This window comes from Dorea sp. MB18-49 (genome assembly GCF_023669465.1).
Classification (GTDB): domain Bacteria; phylum Bacillota; class Clostridia; order Lachnospirales; family Lachnospiraceae; genus Dorea_A; species Dorea_A longicatena.
The window spans coordinates 47,031-64,105 of sequence record NZ_JAMOYX010000010.1; the positions used below are offsets into that span (position 1 = coordinate 47,031).

Annotated in this window: 15 protein-coding genes and 1 pseudogene; 1 reads left to right on the plus strand and 15 read right to left on the minus strand. The window is 40.5% G+C overall.

What is annotated here, in order from left to right; translation table 11 throughout:
* Positions 1-81: 81 nt before the first annotated feature.
* The 5 genes from NCY30_RS05045 to NCY30_RS05065 all read right to left on the minus strand — a co-directional run bounded on the left by NCY30_RS05045 (position 82) and on the right by NCY30_RS05065 (position 6,274).
* A complete protein-coding gene (locus tag NCY30_RS05045; RefSeq protein WP_055194804.1) occupies positions 82-2,394 on the minus strand; it encodes an ABC transporter permease in 2,313 nt (770 codons plus the stop codon).
* 14 nt (positions 2,395-2,408) lie between these two features.
* A complete protein-coding gene (locus NCY30_RS05050) occupies positions 2,409-3,107 on the minus strand; it encodes an ABC transporter ATP-binding protein (RefSeq protein WP_055194806.1) in 699 nt (232 codons plus the stop codon).
* 235 nt (positions 3,108-3,342) lie between these two features.
* Positions 3,343-4,623: a sensor histidine kinase gene (locus NCY30_RS05055; protein WP_055181272.1), complete on the minus strand. Its 1,281-nt coding sequence runs from the start codon at positions 4,621-4,623 to the stop codon at positions 3,343-3,345.
* A complete protein-coding gene (locus tag NCY30_RS05060; RefSeq protein WP_006426324.1) occupies positions 4,586-5,308 on the minus strand; it encodes a response regulator transcription factor in 723 nt (240 codons plus the stop codon). The genes NCY30_RS05055 and NCY30_RS05060 overlap by 38 nt, the downstream gene beginning before the upstream one ends.
* A gap of 93 nt (positions 5,309-5,401) precedes the next feature.
* Positions 5,402-6,274: a DMT family transporter gene (locus tag NCY30_RS05065; protein WP_161159093.1), complete on the minus strand. Its 873-nt coding sequence runs from the start codon at positions 6,272-6,274 to the stop codon at positions 5,402-5,404.
* 170 nt (positions 6,275-6,444) lie between these two features.
* Here NCY30_RS05065 and NCY30_RS05070 point away from each other — a divergent pair, with 170 nt between their 5' ends.
* Positions 6,445-6,726, plus strand: coding sequence for an aldo/keto reductase (locus NCY30_RS05070; protein ID WP_006426327.1), 282 nt, complete (start codon positions 6,445-6,447; stop codon positions 6,724-6,726).
* Positions 6,727-6,954: 228 nt separating this feature from the next.
* Here the strand turns inward: NCY30_RS05070 and NCY30_RS15315 are convergent.
* The 10 genes and pseudogenes from NCY30_RS15315 to NCY30_RS05120 form a co-directional block, all read right to left on the minus strand.
* Positions 6,955-7,062 (minus strand): annotated as a pseudogene (locus NCY30_RS15315) (LysR family transcriptional regulator); the annotation flags it as partial.
* A gap of 78 nt (positions 7,063-7,140) precedes the next feature.
* Entirely contained in the window at positions 7,141-7,830 is a 690-nt protein-coding gene (locus NCY30_RS05080) for a Uma2 family endonuclease (protein WP_070101038.1), read from the minus strand.
* The gene (locus NCY30_RS05085; RefSeq protein WP_044919428.1) at positions 7,827-8,192 is read right to left on the minus strand and encodes a DUF4186 domain-containing protein; all 366 of its coding nucleotides are present in this window, start codon (positions 8,190-8,192) and stop codon (positions 7,827-7,829) included. Before NCY30_RS05085 ends, NCY30_RS05080 begins: the two co-directional genes overlap by 4 nt.
* 92 nt (positions 8,193-8,284) lie before the next feature.
* Positions 8,285-8,464: a GNAT family N-acetyltransferase gene (locus tag NCY30_RS05090; RefSeq protein WP_055181279.1), complete on the minus strand. Its 180-nt coding sequence runs from the start codon at positions 8,462-8,464 to the stop codon at positions 8,285-8,287.
* Between the two features lie 11 nt (positions 8,465-8,475).
* Entirely contained in the window at positions 8,476-10,521 is a 2,046-nt protein-coding gene (locus NCY30_RS05095) for an excinuclease ABC subunit UvrA (protein ID WP_331476466.1), read from the minus strand.
* 320 nt (positions 10,522-10,841) lie between these two features.
* Entirely contained in the window at positions 10,842-11,267 is a 426-nt protein-coding gene (locus NCY30_RS05100) for a GNAT family N-acetyltransferase (protein ID WP_055181283.1), read from the minus strand.
* 301 nt (positions 11,268-11,568) lie between these two features.
* On the minus strand, positions 11,569-14,013 hold the full coding sequence (locus NCY30_RS05105) for an ABC transporter permease (RefSeq protein ID WP_250818532.1): 2,445 nt from the start codon (positions 14,011-14,013) through the stop codon (positions 11,569-11,571).
* Complete coding sequence (locus NCY30_RS05110) at positions 14,010-14,684, minus strand: ABC transporter ATP-binding protein (RefSeq protein WP_006426335.1); 675 nt, start codon at positions 14,682-14,684, stop codon at positions 14,010-14,012. Before NCY30_RS05110 ends, NCY30_RS05105 begins: the two co-directional genes overlap by 4 nt.
* 136 nt (positions 14,685-14,820) lie before the next feature.
* Positions 14,821-16,086, minus strand: a complete 1,266-nt coding sequence (locus tag NCY30_RS05115; protein ID WP_130097047.1) for a sensor histidine kinase — start codon at positions 16,084-16,086, stop codon at positions 14,821-14,823.
* Positions 16,062-16,751 (minus strand): response regulator transcription factor, encoded by a 690-nt coding sequence (locus tag NCY30_RS05120; protein WP_055181289.1) that lies wholly within the window; start codon positions 16,749-16,751, stop codon positions 16,062-16,064. The genes NCY30_RS05115 and NCY30_RS05120 overlap by 25 nt, the downstream gene beginning before the upstream one ends.
* Positions 16,752-17,075 lie beyond the last annotated feature (324 nt).

Genomic DNA, 17,075 nt, shown 5'->3' on the forward strand with positions numbered 1-17,075 from the left:
AGGGCAACTACTTTTCTCTTCTCTCTCCTCCTCTTTTTATATTCAATTACTTCTGTCATACGTTTCTATGCGTTCTTTTGATCATTCCACATTCTTCAATGCTTCATCCATCGGAACTTTCTTAATCTTGCGGTATTCAAGAAGTGCTACCACACCATAAGTAATGAATCCTGTCAGGAACATTTCCACATATATCTTTGGATCGATCCACAGTGTGATCCATCCGGTCAGACTTTCCATCATCATTACACGGAAGATTACGTTCATAACCACCGTTTCAATCGGAAGACTTAATAGCAGTTCTATTACAACTACAACCATGGTTGACATAATATACAACCTGCTGATCTCTCCGTTGGTATATCCAAGGATCTTCGTCATGGAAATGGACTGCGCATTTTTCTCGATAATGATCTTTGACAACAGATAAATGACAATCATATAGATCATGATCGCAAATCCATTGACCAGTCCCATCATATTTCCCATGGATACATCCAGCTGTCTTGATACCTTCGTCAGTGCTTCCAGATCAACTACAGACCCTATGTATTTCTCATCAATGTCTTTAATCTTTGTATTTGCAAAATATCCCGCATAATAATCACTTCCAAGATCAAATGTCTCGTTTAATTTGTCACGGCTCATAAATACACTGATTGCCCCGCTGTAATCATAGACTCCTTTTACTTTGAATGTGTAGCGTTTGCGTTCGTATTTTTCTTTTAATGTAATCTTATCTCCCGGTTCTACTTGATACTTATCTGCATATGCCGTCGATATATATACGCCATCTCCCAGATCTGCCTTAATATACTTACTGTCCGGTTCTACTCCGTACAATACTACCTCTTCGCTCTTGGCCTCTCCCGGAATTGTATTTAATGCGTATGCACTGAATTTTTCTGCTGTCTTGTTATCTGTCTTCGTGCCGTTCGAATACTGCATCAGCGATAGTAAACTTTCCAGTTTACTTCCACTGATTGCATCCGTCGGAACCTCCAGCATATACTGGTACTTTGCCAGCATATTTTCCTGTATTTCTTCCTGATAATGGTTCAGTACCGACGGGAGCAGCAATCCGAAGAATAACAGCAGATTTGCAAATATAATTCCTACAAACAGCACCAAATAATTACTGATATTCTGAAAAATAACTCTCAGACGGAATCTGCGGAAGATACCGAGTTTTGTACTTAAATGAACTGCCCTTTTTTGTTTTCTGGAAGAAAGATCTCTTCTTATGAACTTAAGCGGCGACAGTCTTAATTTGTAATGTAAAATTCCATAGTTGATCACCAGCATGATAATAACCGGTACAACCGTTGTCATCCAGAATGCTTCTGCATTCCAGACCGTTACATATGTCGGAAGGCTGTAACTTCCATAGTACATCCCCGCACATACCTGCTTTAATACTGTATATCCGAGAATATTTCCGACCAGTGCCCCGATCAGTGTGATCACAACCGGAAGTGCCATATAATGTAAGATCAATTCACGCCTTGTATACCCGGATGCACGCAGTGTTCCGATCACGCCCGCTTCTTTCCTGATCGTATTGCTGATCGTAATACCGAATACAAATGCAAGAATCGCCATTACAATATAAAGCAGCATAACGATCATCGCACGGTCACTTCCCATATCATCCCCTGTAAAATGGATCGACTGATTCTGGTATTGTGGTACAAAACTTTCTATCGTCACGACATCTGCCATGTCTTCCATCAGATCTTCGGCCATCTTCTTTTCTTTTTTCTCTGTTGCAGGTTTTTTATCATAGATCCAGGCATAATTATACTGTACCTTTACCTGATTCAATGCTTCAAAATCTTTGTCTGTAACAATTGCCACTCCGAACTTTACAGCATCAAACATCGTATCATTATTATTTTGAAATAATGCACTGTAATCGGAAAGTGCCACAAGACCTGTAATCCGGAATGTCTTCTTTCGACTTTTCACCGTATCCCCGACTTTCAGCTCATTATTATCTGCATACATACGGTCCACAGCAATCTCACCGGACTTTTTCGGCATCTTCCCCTTCATCAGGCAGACCTTATCTACCTCTTTCCGGTTCTTGAAAAATCGTATGGTACTTCCGTTCGTAAGCTTTTGCTCTATATAAAAATTCTCATATACCTTTACATCCGATTTTTCAATATCTTCTTTCTGTGCCGGAGTCAGCTTCTTCTTCGTCTGGAAATATCCGTCTTCGATATTGTATTTTTGAAAGCTGTCATCATATGCCCGGAGCATACTTCCATCAGCTACCAGGAATCCTGATACGAAACCAATCGTTATTGCCATCATGATAAAGACAACTAAATACTTTCCAAATTCACTTTTTAATTCTCTCGGCAATCTTTTTCTTAAAGGACTTTTCATCTGTTATGTCCTCCTTACCATTCCAGATTGATCGCCGGAATCTTTACTTCATTTCTGTAATTCTTCCGAATCATTCCGTCTCTTAACTTTACTACCCGGTCGGCCATGTCTTTGATCGCATCATTATGTGTAACCATGATAATCGTATTGCCATATCTCTGATTTACCGTCTCGACCAGTTTCAGGATTTCCTTGGACGTATGATAATCCAGCGCACCGGTCGGCTCATCGCACAACAGGATATCCGGATTCTTGACAATTGCACGTCCGATCGCAGTTCTCTGCTGCTGTCCTCCTGATAACTGATTCGGCAGTTTTTTCTGATGTTCATAAAGACCAAGCGTATGTAACAATTCATCCACATCTAACGGATGATCACTCAAATATGCCCCTACTTCAATATTCTCCCGTACCGTCAGATTCGGTATCAGGTTATACATCTGAAAAATATATCCCAGATGCTTTCTTCTATACAGTGAAAGTTTCTTCTCCGTCATATCCTCCAGACGTTCGCCTTCAATCGTGATACTGCCCTCATCAGCACCATCAATTCCCCCTATGATATTCAGAAGTGTTGATTTACCCGAACCGGATGGTCCAAGCAAGACACAAAATTCTCCTTTTTCAATATCCAGATCCAGACCTTTCAACACGTTCACACGGCTGTCGCCTGTCCCGAATGACTTTTTAATTCCTCTTATTTCCAGAAACATAATTCTCCTCCCTTCAGTTACCTTCCTATAACCAATGTTAGTTTAAACTTATTTATTTGTCAACGAAATCCTTTTTTAGAATGTCTTCATCCGGAATTTTCGTCAGATTTTTCCTAATTTATCTTTATATTTTTGCATATTTGGTATTAAAAAAAGGATGACTCTCTACTTATGTCATCCTTTTCATTCTCAACTTATCTGAACCTATCCTGATTCTTTTTCTTATTACATTTTCTTATATCGAAACAATCGCTTTGAACTGATCACAGTCGATCTTAATATCAAATTCTCCTCCCAGTGCTTTCGCATAGGTACTTACGATTGCAAGGCCCAGTCCGTTACCCTCACTGGTTCTTGCCTTGTCGCCTCTTGAAAACCGTTCGATGATATCTTCTTTTTCAAAATCCATCTCATAGCCGGATGTATTCGTAATCTCCAATACTATTTTCTGATCTGTTCCCGCTTCCTTTTTATACGTCTTGACAAATACCCTGGTTCCTTTCGCCGAATACTTCAGCGCATTTTCGATCAGATTCTGACAGATCCTGTAAAAATAAGAATTATCAGAATAAATTGCCGTGTCTTCTTCGGTAAACTGAGTTACAAATTTCAGTCCGCTTTCTTTTATCCGGTCATCCATATCTGCAAATATCTGTTCCATCAGACGGTTAAGCTCAAAAGTTTCTTTGTGAAGTTCTACATTCCCACTGCTCGCTTTTGCCAGCGAAAACAGGCTGTTGATCATCTCACCAAGCTTTCCTGCTCTTGTCGATATCACGTCTACATAGTCCCTCACTACATCACTTAATTCTTCTTTTTTGATCAGTTCCAGATATCCGACGATGGAAGTCAGCGGCGTCTTCAGATCATGCGATACATTTGTGATCAAGTCTACTCTTAACTGGTCACTTCTCGATACCTTTTCCAGACTCTTCCGTTCAATCTCCAGCGCCTGTTCCAGACGCTTCTGAAAGAAGCTCTCCGTCTGCTCCATGATCTGATCCAGCTCATTTCTCCAGTATCTCTGGATCACTTCCCGGCAGCAGATATATTCTATAAACACCGTTGCTACCATCATATATCCGGCTGCATAATTCCATCCCCATCCGCTACTGTAACTGATAAAGAAAAGATATGCCGCTGCTGCCGACAGTTCTACCGCCAGTATATTCCGAAATCTTTTTTCCGACTGTTTTTCTTTCGCCTTCCAGGTCTGATAATAGATACTGTCTTCTGTATCCTGCAGATAGGTCTCTGCACTCCCTTTCTGACTCCAGTTCCGATATCTCAGTTTCATATACCTGCGTACGAGCAGGCAGATTCCCGGCTGCACCAGGATATTGCCGATCAAGCAGATTCTCCATACGCCCCATGTACTGAAATAATATCTGTTCACTAACACCACAAAGAACAGGAAGCTTCCAATTATAAACAGCAGAAATCCAAATACGCAATCATAATATTCTTTTATAAACTTTTTAATTGCTTTTACCATATTTTTCCATTTTGTATCCAATTCCCCACACCACCTTTACATATCTTGGCTTCTTCGCATCAATCTCCACTTTTTCCCTGATATGACGGATATGTACCATTACAGTATTCTCTACAGTATAATCTGCTGTTTCCTGCCATACATTCTCATAGATCTGCTCTGCCGGAAATACCTGCCCGGGATGCGCCATCAATAGCTCCAGGATCTTATACTCCGTTGCCGTCAGATGCACTTCTTCTCCTTCAACAAAGATGACTCTCTGCTTTTTATCCAGTACCAGACCGCCATTCACGATCTGATCCGGATCTTTCTTTTTCTCCGTTTCTCCACCGCTCCATGCGCGGTATCTGCGTAAATGCGCTTTCACTCTGGCGATCAACTCCGCCGGATTATACGGCTTCTCAATATAGTCATCTGCTCCGAGCGTAAGTCCCGACACCTTATCACTTTCTTCTGTCTTGGCCGACAGGATGATCACCGGGATCCTGCTTTTCTCACGCAGTTTCATCAGTGCCGACAGACCGTTGAGTCTTGGCATCATCACATCCAGAAGGATCAGGTCTACATTCTCCCGCTCCATAATATCCAGTGCTTCCATACCGTCATATGCTTTCAAAGTCTCATACCCTTCATACTTTAACAGTTCACTGATGGAATAGACGATTTCTTTGTTATCATCTACTACTAATATTTTTTCTGCCTCCATTTCTTTCGTCTCTCCCCTCTTTTTCTTTGCATGCTTACTATATCGTTCATGATTTAAATATTTCCCGATACAATTCTTAAAAATTTCTTATGATTAATCTTCGCTATGCAAGGATGAATAAAATGCGATTCCAAGTATCACTGCACCTCCGACCAGTTCTCTGACCGTAGGGATTTCTCTTAAGAAGATCAGTGCAAATACGATCCCGTATACCGTCTCCATACCGGAAATGATTCCCGCAGTCTGCGCTTTTACACCTTTCTGCGCCGTTACATATAAAGAATAGGCAATCGCCGTACATAAAAAACCAATTGTTGCAACACCTGCGAAATCCACCGGACGCCATTCTGCTTTCACCAGTACCAACGCCGGAAGCAATGCAATTGCTGCTGTTCCCTGTTCATACAGACAGATGGTACGTCCTTTGTATCTGCTGGAAAAATACCGGTTTGATAACGTCATTACTGCATAAGTAAAACTTGCCAGCATTCCCCAGAGAATTCCAATCGTCACTTTATTCTCCACTGAAAATTCCGGAATCGTGATCAATACTCCCATCAAAAGGATCAAAGCATTCAAAATATTCTTACCGCGTATCTTCTCATGGAATAATAAAGGTTCCAGAAATGTCAGAAACAGTGGGAAAGTTGAAAATGTAATGGTCCCGATTGCCACGGACGATGTCTGGATCGATTGAAAGAAACTAGACCAGTGGATTGCCATCACAACACCTGTCAAAATCATAAGTCCGTAATCTTTCTTCGAATCCAGTGTCAGCTTGTCTTTACACACCAGCGATATTGCCAGTAAAAGTAACGACGAACAGATGACTCTTCCCATTGCCACCTGTACCGCCGGAACCTGTACATACTGACCGATCACGCCGGAGCAGCTAAAACACATAACCGCAATATGCAGCAGTATCACATTCTTTCTTGTATCTTTGCTCATTGATTTCTCACTCATATCTTTCTCCCATGTATCTCTTGTGTATTTTTATTTATTTTCATTCCCGACCAGTATAACACATTCTCACCAGTCTCCGCTCTGTCTATTTATAATTCTTCACAAGTTCTTCCTTCTCTTTCCGGCAGATCAGATGATACGTCACATCCGCCTCCGGATCCGTCAGCGGAATGACCTTTCTTCCCTTCAGAAGATGGTTCACATCCGTTGCAAAATTCGTGGTAAAACAAAAGACACCTGCACAGGTTGCTCTTCGCTTCCTGATCCAGAGTGGCGTTGTTGTAATTCCAAAGTCCGTTCATAAAGAACGTATGGAAGAGAACTTTAATGTATTTGATTTTACACTTTCTGAGGAAGATATGAAGACACTGGAAGCTCTGGATGGCGGAGAGAGTCTGTTCTTCTCACATCACGATCCGGCTACGGTGGAGTGGTTTATGAGTATTGTTTAGATTCAAAAATTGTGTGCCTTAAAAGCTATGTAGCCCCGTAGGAAAAATATAATAGGATGCTGGTTCCGTTCACTTCGTTCAAAGTCACCTGCATCCTATTATATTTTTCCTACGGGGCTGCGTAGTTTTTTGTGATTTTTAAATCATGTTCTTTTTTCGGAGAATACATCCAGGAATTTTTTTACGGTCTCTGACAGTGCTTCGTTTTTGCGCCAGATCAGGATGCATCAGCTGTCTTGACAGTGTCGGCTGTGTAATATGAAGAAGCTTTGCTGTTCTTGTAATATTCTCTTCACGCGCTGCCATCAGAAAGTATTTCAACACCCGAAGTTCCATACTTTTTTGCTCCTGTTTATCCGTTTTTCTTTTCATATGCTCATTGTAGCTTATTTTTGTTCGTACGAAAAGCAATTGTCATGATTGTTCATATATAAATTTGATATTTTCATAGATCAGTGAAAAATCGACCACACATTTTCCATCGAATATCCGTACAGGTACCTGATCTGTAAATCCATATATCACTGGTATCTCGACTTTCTCCAGATCATACACAATCACTTTTTTCTTATCCGGATCCACCAGCCAGTATTCTCTTACCCCCGCTTTCTGATACTTCATAAGCTTCAGATAACTGTCCTTCTTCCTTGTACTTTCAGACAGGATCTCAATAATAAAATCCGGCGCACCAAAAACCCCCTGTCTGGTAAGCTTTTTTCTGTCACAGACGATCATAAGATCCGGCTGTACCATCGTTTTATCGTCCTGATCCAGTTGTACATCCACCGGCGCAAACATTGGAATACAAGCGTCTTGGTTCTTTTCAATGTATCCGGCAAGCGAACTATATATCTTGGATGCCAGCAGCTGATGTACACTAAGCGGTGCTGCCATGTCATATATCGTTCCATCGATCAGTTCGGCTCTTTCATCTTCCGGAAGTTTCCGATAATCCTCTATTGTATATTCGCCTTGTTTCTTCTTTGTTGCCACATAATAACCGCTTTCTTCTTTTACGCTCTCCGGATAGATATCCGGATGGCTGTCCTCCAGATATGTTCCAGAACATTTTTTCTTTTCTTTTTCCATATCATCTTGTTTCATCGCTTCATCTCACCCTCGATCCACGTCATGATGACATCCACCAGATATTCCTGCTGCACCTTACTTAACTCTTTGCCCGGACGCATCTTATGCCATTTATATATGCATCCCCTGCAGCATGTCGCGGTTGCATGTTGTGCTATGAATACCGGGTGTCCCCGCATCGGCGTCTGCTTTCCGTCGTTGGGGATCACTGCAGGTGCTTCTCTCTTTGCAATAAAATCTTCGGCGTGACGCCGGATGGTATCCATACCCTTTTCACGTATATATGCCTTGTCCTTTTCTTTCAGATGAAAACTGCTTCTGAATTTGGACTGTTCCAGACGGGAAAATAATTGCTGATACCATTCTTCCTTTGTCATCTTTTTCATGCCTCTTTTCATTTGTAAATGTGTTTCAACCTATCTTAGATACTATATTAACATATACTAGATGATTTTTCCACTTTATAGATCTAACATATATTACGTTTCATATATAAAAGCGGATACGGATTACCTTCCTCATCACACTCCGTTCTCTTATATGTCTGAAATCCCAGATGTTCATAGAATCCAACAGCCTGTGGATTCTGTTCATTGACCGTTACTTCCTGGTTTGATGTGATTTTCCAGAATGGATTCGTATTTGACATAAGTTGCTTCCTCAATCTGATAAATACTCACGAGTCACACTACCGGAAGATTCTAACATTTCTTTCGGCGTCCCTGTAAAGAGAATCTCGCCGCCAGCCTGACCTCCTTCCGGTCCAAGTTCAACAATATAGTCCGCATCCTTCATAACGTCAAGACTATGTTCGATAATAAACAGCGTATTGCCCTGGTCCGTCATCTTGTTGAAAAGTTTCATCAGCCGTCTGATGTCATCCAGATGCAGTCCGTCTGTCGGTTCATCCAGAATGAAGATCTGTCCGCGCTCTTCAAGCTTGTCCGCCAGCTTTACACGCTGCAGTTCTCCACCCGAAAGTGTCGTCATAGACTGATTCAGATGCAGATATCCCAGTCCAACCTGCTCCAGCATATCGAGTTTATTGACGAAATCAGTGTTTTCAAAAAACCGAATTGCCTGACGTACAGTCATATTCATAACTTCAGCAATGTTTTTTCCCTTATACTGATACTTCAGCACTTCTTCCGAATACCTGGTTCCATGACATACCTCACAAACCGTCTCAATAGAATCCATATAGGCCATATCCGATATAATAACCCCTTTTCCCTGGCATACAGGACATGCCCCTTTGGAATTAAAGCTGAAATATGACCGTGCAATATGATTTTCCTTAGCAAACAGAGCCCTGATCTTATCTGCAATGTCCAGATAGGTAGCCGGGGTCGATCTTAAATTGATCCCTATATCTTTCTGTCTGATTGAAATAACCTCTCCCGGATACTGGCTGGTAAAATATTCCATCAGCGAACTTTTTCCGGAACCGGCCACGCCGGCAATGACTGTCATAACGCCAAGTGGAAGTTTCACATTTACATTCTTTAGATTATGAAGATTGGCATGCTCGAGCTGATACCAGCCTGTCGGCTTTCTATATTCCATTTTTACCGGCGTTTTTGTCCGCAGCATACGCCCTGTCACCGTATCAGCCTTTAAAAGTCCTTCGTAACTGCCCTGGTACATAATCTGTCCACCGTTTATACCGGCTTCCGGTCCCATATCCACAATATGATCCGCCAATGCAATAATTTCCCGGTGATGTTCCACGATCAGAACTGTATTTCCATGTTCTTTTAATTTGATCAGGGAATTTTTCAGCTTCTGGATATCTCTTGAATGCAGTCCTACACTTGGCTCATCCAGTACATACATCATATCTGTAAGCGGTGAATTGATATATCTGGCAATTTTAATCCGCTGTGCCTCGCCGCCGGAAAGTGTATCCGTTCCCCGGCTGAGCGAAAGATAACCCAGACCAATCTCAGTAAGCGCATTCATCCGTTTTAAGATCTCCGTTTTTATGTCACGTGCCAGCGGATCTTCAATCTGACGGATAAATTCTGCTGCCTCAGGAATCGGCATATCGGAAACTTCACAGATATTCTTGCCATTGATCAGGCAGCTGCGGATCTTTGCATTCAGTCTGGCTCCATGGCAGACCGGACATGTAAATGTGCTGACAATCCGATCCAGTTCTTTCTTATGAAGCTGCCCTTCTTTGGATGTGATGATACTGCGGTACATACGCGGATAAATTCCTTCATATTTCGCAGATTTCGGCCAGTTATCCGGTGGATTTTTAAGACGGATCTGCGGAGAATAAAGGAACAGATCCATCTCTTCTTTTGAATAATCTTTAATCTTCTTATTCAGATCAAACAGACCGCTGTAAGCATATCGTTTCCATCTCCAGGCTCCGGTTGTAAATGCGGGCCATTTAATAACCCCTTCATCGTTTAAACATTTATCAAAATCTACAAGCTTGTGTATATCTAATTCTGTCACAACTCCAAGACCTTCGCAGCGCTCACATTTTCCGCTTGGATGATTGAAGGAAAAACTATCCGAATATCCGACAAAAGGTTTTCCGACACGAGAAAAAAGCAGGCGCAGCAACGCATAAATATCGGTGTAAGTACCAACCGTAGACCTCGAATTAGCAGCCGGTTTTTTCTGATCGATTACGATCGTGACCGGAAGATTTTCCATGCGGTCTACTTCCGGGCGGCCATATTTGGGCAAAAACTGCTGCACAAAACTTGGAAATGTTACATTCAGTTCCCTTCTCGATTCTGCCGCAATCGTATCCAGACAAAGAGAAGACTTTCCCGAACCGGATACTCCGGTAAAAACTGTGATTTGTTTCTTGGGAATATTTTAAAGAAACGTGTTTTAAATTATTTTCTGTCGCATTGATAATATTTATAAAATCCTGTTCGTTATTTTCCATTTTTCTGTTTCTTTCGCTCATAAAAGGCATTTGGATTCGTGTACTGTCCATGTCTTTTCTAAGTAATCCGCCTCCTTCGTTTCATCTTTTTTATATAGTTAAATTTCGATTTTTATTTTTGTTTCCATAGCATAGTGTACTCTTTTTCACCAGTAGCTTCATCCAAACCTTCGCATTGAATAATGAACCCTTCTCTTTGGTAAAAAGAAATTGCTCTGGTATTCTTCTGGTATACATTTAATTGTAATCTAACTTTTTTATCCTTAATATAATCCAATAAAAGCTTACCTATGCCACATGACTGCATTTCTTCAGCGACAAAAATACCTTCGATATATTCATCATTTAGTCCTACAAATCCTTGTATCATTTTATCCGCTTCAAACACATAGACTTCGGATTGTGACACCATTTCTTTCACTAATTCATAATTACTTGTCCAGTATCGATTGGAAATAAAATAGTGTGCTTTCAGATTTGTCTTTAACCATATATCAGCAACTCTATCTACATCTCCGTTCAGCAACTTTCTAATCATAACAAATATTCTCCCCAACTACATCCTTTATGCTTTTCTCTTTTTTTCATTCTATCACAAGCTCACCATTAATCATCAATTTTTTGATATTTTTTCTTTTTCCTGAAATTAAGTAAAGAATCGGATTGCCTTTACATAGTTTCCACTTTCAAGAAATAAAAAAATGTGTATTTTTGAAAGCGGCGGGGAGATGCAGAAGAGTTTTTTGAATTATGATAATGTCAAAGGGGCACAGAATCTTTTGACGTATACTCGCAAACCAAGCTGCCACTCATTGCCCGAGTGACAGCTTGGTTACTTGCTATCCCTGATACCTTATTCTTTCTACCAGCGTTTCCTTTTTCAGATTACTGCTTAAAACGCAGGAAAGTACAATCTGCAACAGACCGACAAAAAAAATCATAATAAAAATTGGTACGATTGGAACATGATAAATATTCATTCCAAATATTCCATTATGCTTTGCATAGGAAAAAAGTGCATAACCGAGCGGCAAACCAATAATCAAAGCTACGCATATGGTGCCAACCGTAAAAATCAGTCCCTGTAACTGCAGGCATAAATTTAATTGTTTATTTGTCATGCCCACAGCCTGTAATACACCATATTCCTGCTTTTTTGTCGTAATATTCATGATCATGGTGTTTGCCATATTCATAAAACCGATGAGTCCTACAACCGCCATAAACAGATAACAGCCAAGCTTCATCATGCGGGTTACTGATTCTGCAGATTCTAACTGTGCATGATAGGTATTCATTTTTATATGCGAAGTATTAGAAATCAAAGTATTCAGACTCTGTTCCACAGATGCCACATCTTTTTTATCACAGTCCACCCACAGATAGCCATAGGCTGTTCCTCTCGGATTCATGGAACGGTATACACCTTCCGGAATGACAAGATAAGTGTCCGCACTTACAAAAGCTCCTGCAATCTTTCCCTGATAGGTATAGGTTCCACTTCCATTCTCAAAGTCAAATACAATAGATTCACCCGGAGCATATCCATCTTGTTCCATCCACGCCGACCAGCCAAAGAAAATATCACCATTCTTTACCGCCTGATCATAGTCCATAGAACCAATATCCCCATCTTGGCGCATAAAATCAAAATCCTTTTTACTCACAACAGCAGCCGGAAATCTTGTTCCGTTCAGATTTACAGAGACAATCTCTCTCGTCATGACATCTGTTACTCCCGGAATGCTTTTGATTTCTTCAATCAGCGAATCATTCAATGGATTATCCGTCAGAATCGTATCCAGATTATTCTCCGGATATCTTTCATCATACTCAGAAGAATAGTCAAGCTGCAGTTCAAATTGTCCATGATTAACGGAAAGACGTGCTTCATGCTCCGTGTCAATATTTCCCACATAATTAGAGATAATCACAAACAATGCGCAGGAAAGCCCCAGTGTGAGGATGGTACCAATGGTTCTTTTTGGATTACCCGTTATATTTGCCATTGCCATAGAAAACACGGTGACATTTTTTCTGCCATTTCGTTTTCCTTTTTTTTGTGTTTCTGCATTTTCTAAATACCGTGTTGCTTCGATAGGTGAAATCCGTGAAACAATTTTCATTGGTTTACGCAGTGCCAAAGCAACGGTAAGAAATGATACGAAAATACAGAGAAGCATAACAGGCAGGGAAAACAGAGGCACCTGCTGATTTTGAACTCCCATAGAGCCAGTTCCGGTTGATACAAGGTTTCCCTGTTCTACCAGCCAGTTAAAACCGCATTTTGCAATCAGAAAGCCCAGAAGCAATCCAACCGGTATTGAAGAAATTGTCAAAAAAATGCCCTCTCTGAAGATCAGTTGTTTCATCTGCTTTTTTGTTGCTCCCAGAGCCTTGATTTTTCCATACTCCTGTATCTTGTTGGCAATATCGACCTGAAAAATATTATAAATGACCACAACAGAGAAAAGTACAATTGCAAGAATCAAAACCCCGCATACCGCAATCGTTTCATAACTCGGCTGCAAGACCCATTGCAAATAGAGATCATTGACTATAACGTTTTTTTCTTCGATCCCACAAGCTGCTGCAATCTGCTTTATAACCGAATCAATATTATTCATAGATACATTTGCAGAATCATTTAAAGTAAAATAAATATTATACTGTCTGTCATTCTCTGCGACGTGCTCATCATAAAACTCCTGTGACCCAAAAGCAACATAAGATGCCTCGATGGTATATTCATCCCGATCATATAGGATTCCGCTGACAACAAATTCTTCCGGCTTATATTCTGACTGCATCCCTGCGCGGTAATCCAGTGTAACCGTATCTCCGATCTTTACATCACCATACCCCATTGCACGAAAAAATGCTCTTCCTGCGGCAATTTCCTGCATTTTTTCCGGATACTTTCCTTCCTTCAACTCATATTCTTTATTATAAGGAAGCATTTTTCTTGCAGTCTCATCCATGCAGACAAACCCGCCTTTTTCATTGCCTTTTATGATACCTTCGGTGCACATAGTGCCTGTAGCATCTATTTCCGCACGGCGGTTTACTTCTTTTAACTGCGATCCGTCTGCGGAAACAAACAGACCATAATTGCTTCCATATGATCCTGCCGCCTGACTTTTCTGTAAATGAATTACCCCATTTCCCACAGTACTGATGATAACAAGCAGCATCGTGGTCAGACAGATTGCCATCATGATCAGTATACTTCTTGTCCTGTTCCTTTTGTCATTGCTATATGCAATCCTGCTTATTGTCTTCATCTGAAATCCACCACCTGTCCGTCCTCAATCACCAGAATACGGTCAGCGACCTGTGCAATTTCGTCATCATGGGTAATCATTACAATTGTCTGTCCATATTTTTTTGCTGTCATCTTAAGCAGAGCGATTACCTCATCACTGGTCTTAGAATCAAGATTTCCTGTCGGCTCATCTGCAAATATAATTTCCGGACGATTCACCAGTGCTCTTGCAATTGCTACTCTTTGCTGCTGTCCTCCTGATAACTGATTTGGCAGATTATAAATCCGGTTTTCAATCCCCAGAGTTGCAATAATATCATTTACATACGCTTCATCCACTTTTCTTCCATCCAGCCCCAGTGGCAGTACAATATTTTCCCAGACATTAACAGATGAAACCAGATTAAATGCCTGAAAAACAAATCCGATTTTTCTTCTGCGGAAAACAGCAAGGGCATCTTCCTTCATCCTGTATAAATCTTTCCCTGCTAAAGTAACACTGCCTTTTGTCGGGGTGTCTAGCCCTCCAAGCATATGAAGTAATGTACTTTTACCGGAACCTGACTTTCCGACAATTGCGACAAATTCTCCCTGCTCAATCTGAATGTCCACCTGATTGACCGCTTTGACCTGATTCTCACCCGCGCCATAAAACTTACAAAGCTGCTTGGTTTCTAATATCACACTCATGTGTTGCCTCCTTTTTAATTCTGTAAAGTGTACCTTTTCACCCTACATCCAAATTGTATCAGGATAATCTTTCATTTCACTTTCAAAAAACGAGCAGAAGTCTTACAGAATTGTAAGATTTCTGCCCACTTAAAATTTAACCAACATATGGTAATTGAATCACAAACGTGCTTCCTTTTTTCTTTTTGCCGGAGGTTACCATGATTGTACCTCCGTGTTTTTCGATAATTTCTCTCGATAGAAAAAGTCCGATTCCTGTACCACTCTTTTCCATGACCTTCCTAGAACTTCCTCTGTAAAATCGTTGAAAAATTTTGTGATACTCATTCTGCGGAATACCAATTCCCTGATCCTCAATTTCCATTCTTACAAGATCGTTTCTTTTTTGTAACCGGATAAATATTTTTGAACCATCCGGGCTGTACTTGATTGCATTATCCAGAACGTTGATCACAGCTTCACCAAGCCATCTTTTATCCTGCATAACCATGCATGTTTCCAGCTCTTTTGCATAGTCAAAAACGAATTCAATTTCTTTCTCATCCGCTTTTGGATAAGTACAGTTCACAGCAGATATGACAGTATCCATAAGCGGAAGTTTTTTCTTATTAATCTGAATCAGTCCAGTTTCCATCTTGGATATTTCAAGAAGCGACTGCAATAATGTCTCCAGTCCATCCAGAGCACTCCGACAACGGATACGAAACTCCTCCTGTTCTGTGGCACTTAAGTCATTCTGCATCAGCACACTAAAACATGTATCCAAAGCTGCAACCGGTGTCTTTAACTGGTGAGAGATATCAGAAACCATTTCTTTCGTGCTCTCTTTTTCTTCCCGTGCTTCTTCCTTTAGCAACTGAATATGATGTCCGATTGCTTCAAGCTGGTCATTCAATTTTTCCAGTTCTGCTGGATTTTCCGTTTTCAGTAAAGCATCAAATTTATTTTCACGGAATCTGATCAGAATTTCTTCCAACTGGTCTAAAATTTTCTGATGACACGCATCTTCTTTTTTCTTCCAATAAAGTAAAAAAGTCAAAAGAAGCACGCATATCACAGTGCTTACAGCACCGGTCACCATAACCTGATGCCGGAATTGCATATAAAATGCATTCCCTTTATTTCCCCAGTATCCATATTGCTCCAATAATCGCCTTCCCTGTTCGTTAGTTTCAATATCCTTATCCTTAAGCAATTCCGAAACAGCATCCAGCCCGGAAAATTCTTCCTTTGCAGCAATCTCTGTCATAAGATTCATTTTATATTTATAATCTTCATAAAACACATACGTGGTAAAGCAATTTAATATTGCAAACAATAATATGACAGGTAATACCAAGGAGAGCACTACTGCAATCTTCTTGCGATATCTCTTTGTCACTGCCTTACCTCCTGATTCCATATATACCCAAGACCTCTGATATTCTTTATATAGACCGGTGCAGCCGGATTGTCTTCGATTTTCTCACGGAGTCTTCTGATATTGACAGCGATTGTATTTTCATCCACAAAATCCCCTTCCAGATCAAACACATTTTCCAATATTTGTGTTTTTGAAAGAATCTGTTTTGGATTCTGAAGAAAAAAAGTCAGCATTTTCAACTCCGTTTTTGTCAGACTGATTTCACGACTCTTTATCAGGACTTTCATTTCTCCTGCGATAAATACGATATCTCCCGAAATCATCTTTCCGGCTTCCGTTTTCTCCTGTCTGCGGCGGAAATGTGCTTCTATTTTCAAAAGAAGTACCGAAAGACTAAACGGCTTTGTAATATAATCATCTGCCCCTGCTTCATATCCCATAACCTGATCCATCTCCTGATCTAGTGCTGTAAGACAAATAATGTATGTATTATAATTGCATCTCATCCACCTTACAAATTCCAGTCCATTCCCATCCGGAAGATTCACATCACAAATGGTAACATCCACATTATGATCACTTGCAATTCTTTTCGCTTTTTTCACTGATTCTGCTGAAAAAACCTCATATCCGGATTTTTTCAGTGAGAATGTAATTCCACGATTTAAATTTTCATCATCTTCAACCACGAGTATACCTGGCATAGCATATGCACCTCTCTTTATTAACTATCCAGAATAGAAACTAGCTTTTGTTCGCCTTCCGCATCCAAGACATATTAAAACAATACCGATTTTTCTTTATCATTATACTACCACACCCAAAAACTTTTGTACATTTTTTCACACAGAGAACTTGCCATCGGCAACTTCTCTTGAACGCATGGCGACATAAAAACCCCTCACACTATAATTGATGTAAGGGGTTTTCTATATAAGCTAATTAACGTTCTATGTTAGTCACCTACAGTGTACTATTTCTGGTTAAGCCCAATCGTCATTATCCTTATTGAATGAAAATGTGCCGAC

Bases quoted from the DNA above. Each gene is read 5' to 3' on its own strand.
- NCY30_RS05110 (WP_006426335.1), bottom strand. From the start codon at position 14,684: ATGAGTGTGATATTAGAAACCAAGCAGCTTTGTAAGTTTTATGGCGCG.
- NCY30_RS05065 (WP_161159093.1), bottom strand. From the start codon at position 6,274: ATGAGTGAGAAATCAATGAGCAAAGATACAAGAAAGAATGTGATACTG.
- NCY30_RS05080 (WP_070101038.1), bottom strand. From the start codon at position 7,830: ATGAAACAAGATGATATGGAAAAAGAAAAGAAAAAATGTTCTGGAACA.
- NCY30_RS05050 (WP_055194806.1), bottom strand. From the start codon at position 3,107: ATGTTTCTGGAAATAAGAGGAATTAAAAAGTCATTCGGGACAGGCGAC.
- NCY30_RS05115 (WP_130097047.1), bottom strand. From the start codon at position 16,086: ATGGAATCAGGAGGTAAGGCAGTGACAAAGAGATATCGCAAGAAGATT.
- NCY30_RS05085 (WP_044919428.1), bottom strand. From the start codon at position 8,192: ATGACAAAGGAAGAATGGTATCAGCAATTATTTTCCCGTCTGGAACAG.
- NCY30_RS05100 (WP_055181283.1), bottom strand. From the start codon at position 11,267: ATGATTAGAAAGTTGCTGAACGGAGATGTAGATAGAGTTGCTGATATA.
- NCY30_RS05045 (WP_055194804.1), bottom strand. From the start codon at position 2,394: ATGAAAAGTCCTTTAAGAAAAAGATTGCCGAGAGAATTAAAAAGTGAA.
- NCY30_RS05105 (WP_250818532.1), bottom strand. From the start codon at position 14,013: ATGAAGACAATAAGCAGGATTGCATATAGCAATGACAAAAGGAACAGG.
- NCY30_RS05120 (WP_055181289.1), bottom strand. From the start codon at position 16,751: ATGCCAGGTATACTCGTGGTTGAAGATGATGAAAATTTAAATCGTGGA.
- NCY30_RS05070 (WP_006426327.1), top strand. From the start codon at position 6,445: ATGACCTTTCTTCCCTTCAGAAGATGGTTCACATCCGTTGCAAAATTC.
- NCY30_RS05060 (WP_006426324.1), bottom strand. From the start codon at position 5,308: ATGGAGGCAGAAAAAATATTAGTAGTAGATGATAACAAAGAAATCGTC.
- NCY30_RS05090 (WP_055181279.1), bottom strand. From the start codon at position 8,464: ATGTCAAATACGAATCCATTCTGGAAAATCACATCAAACCAGGAAGTA.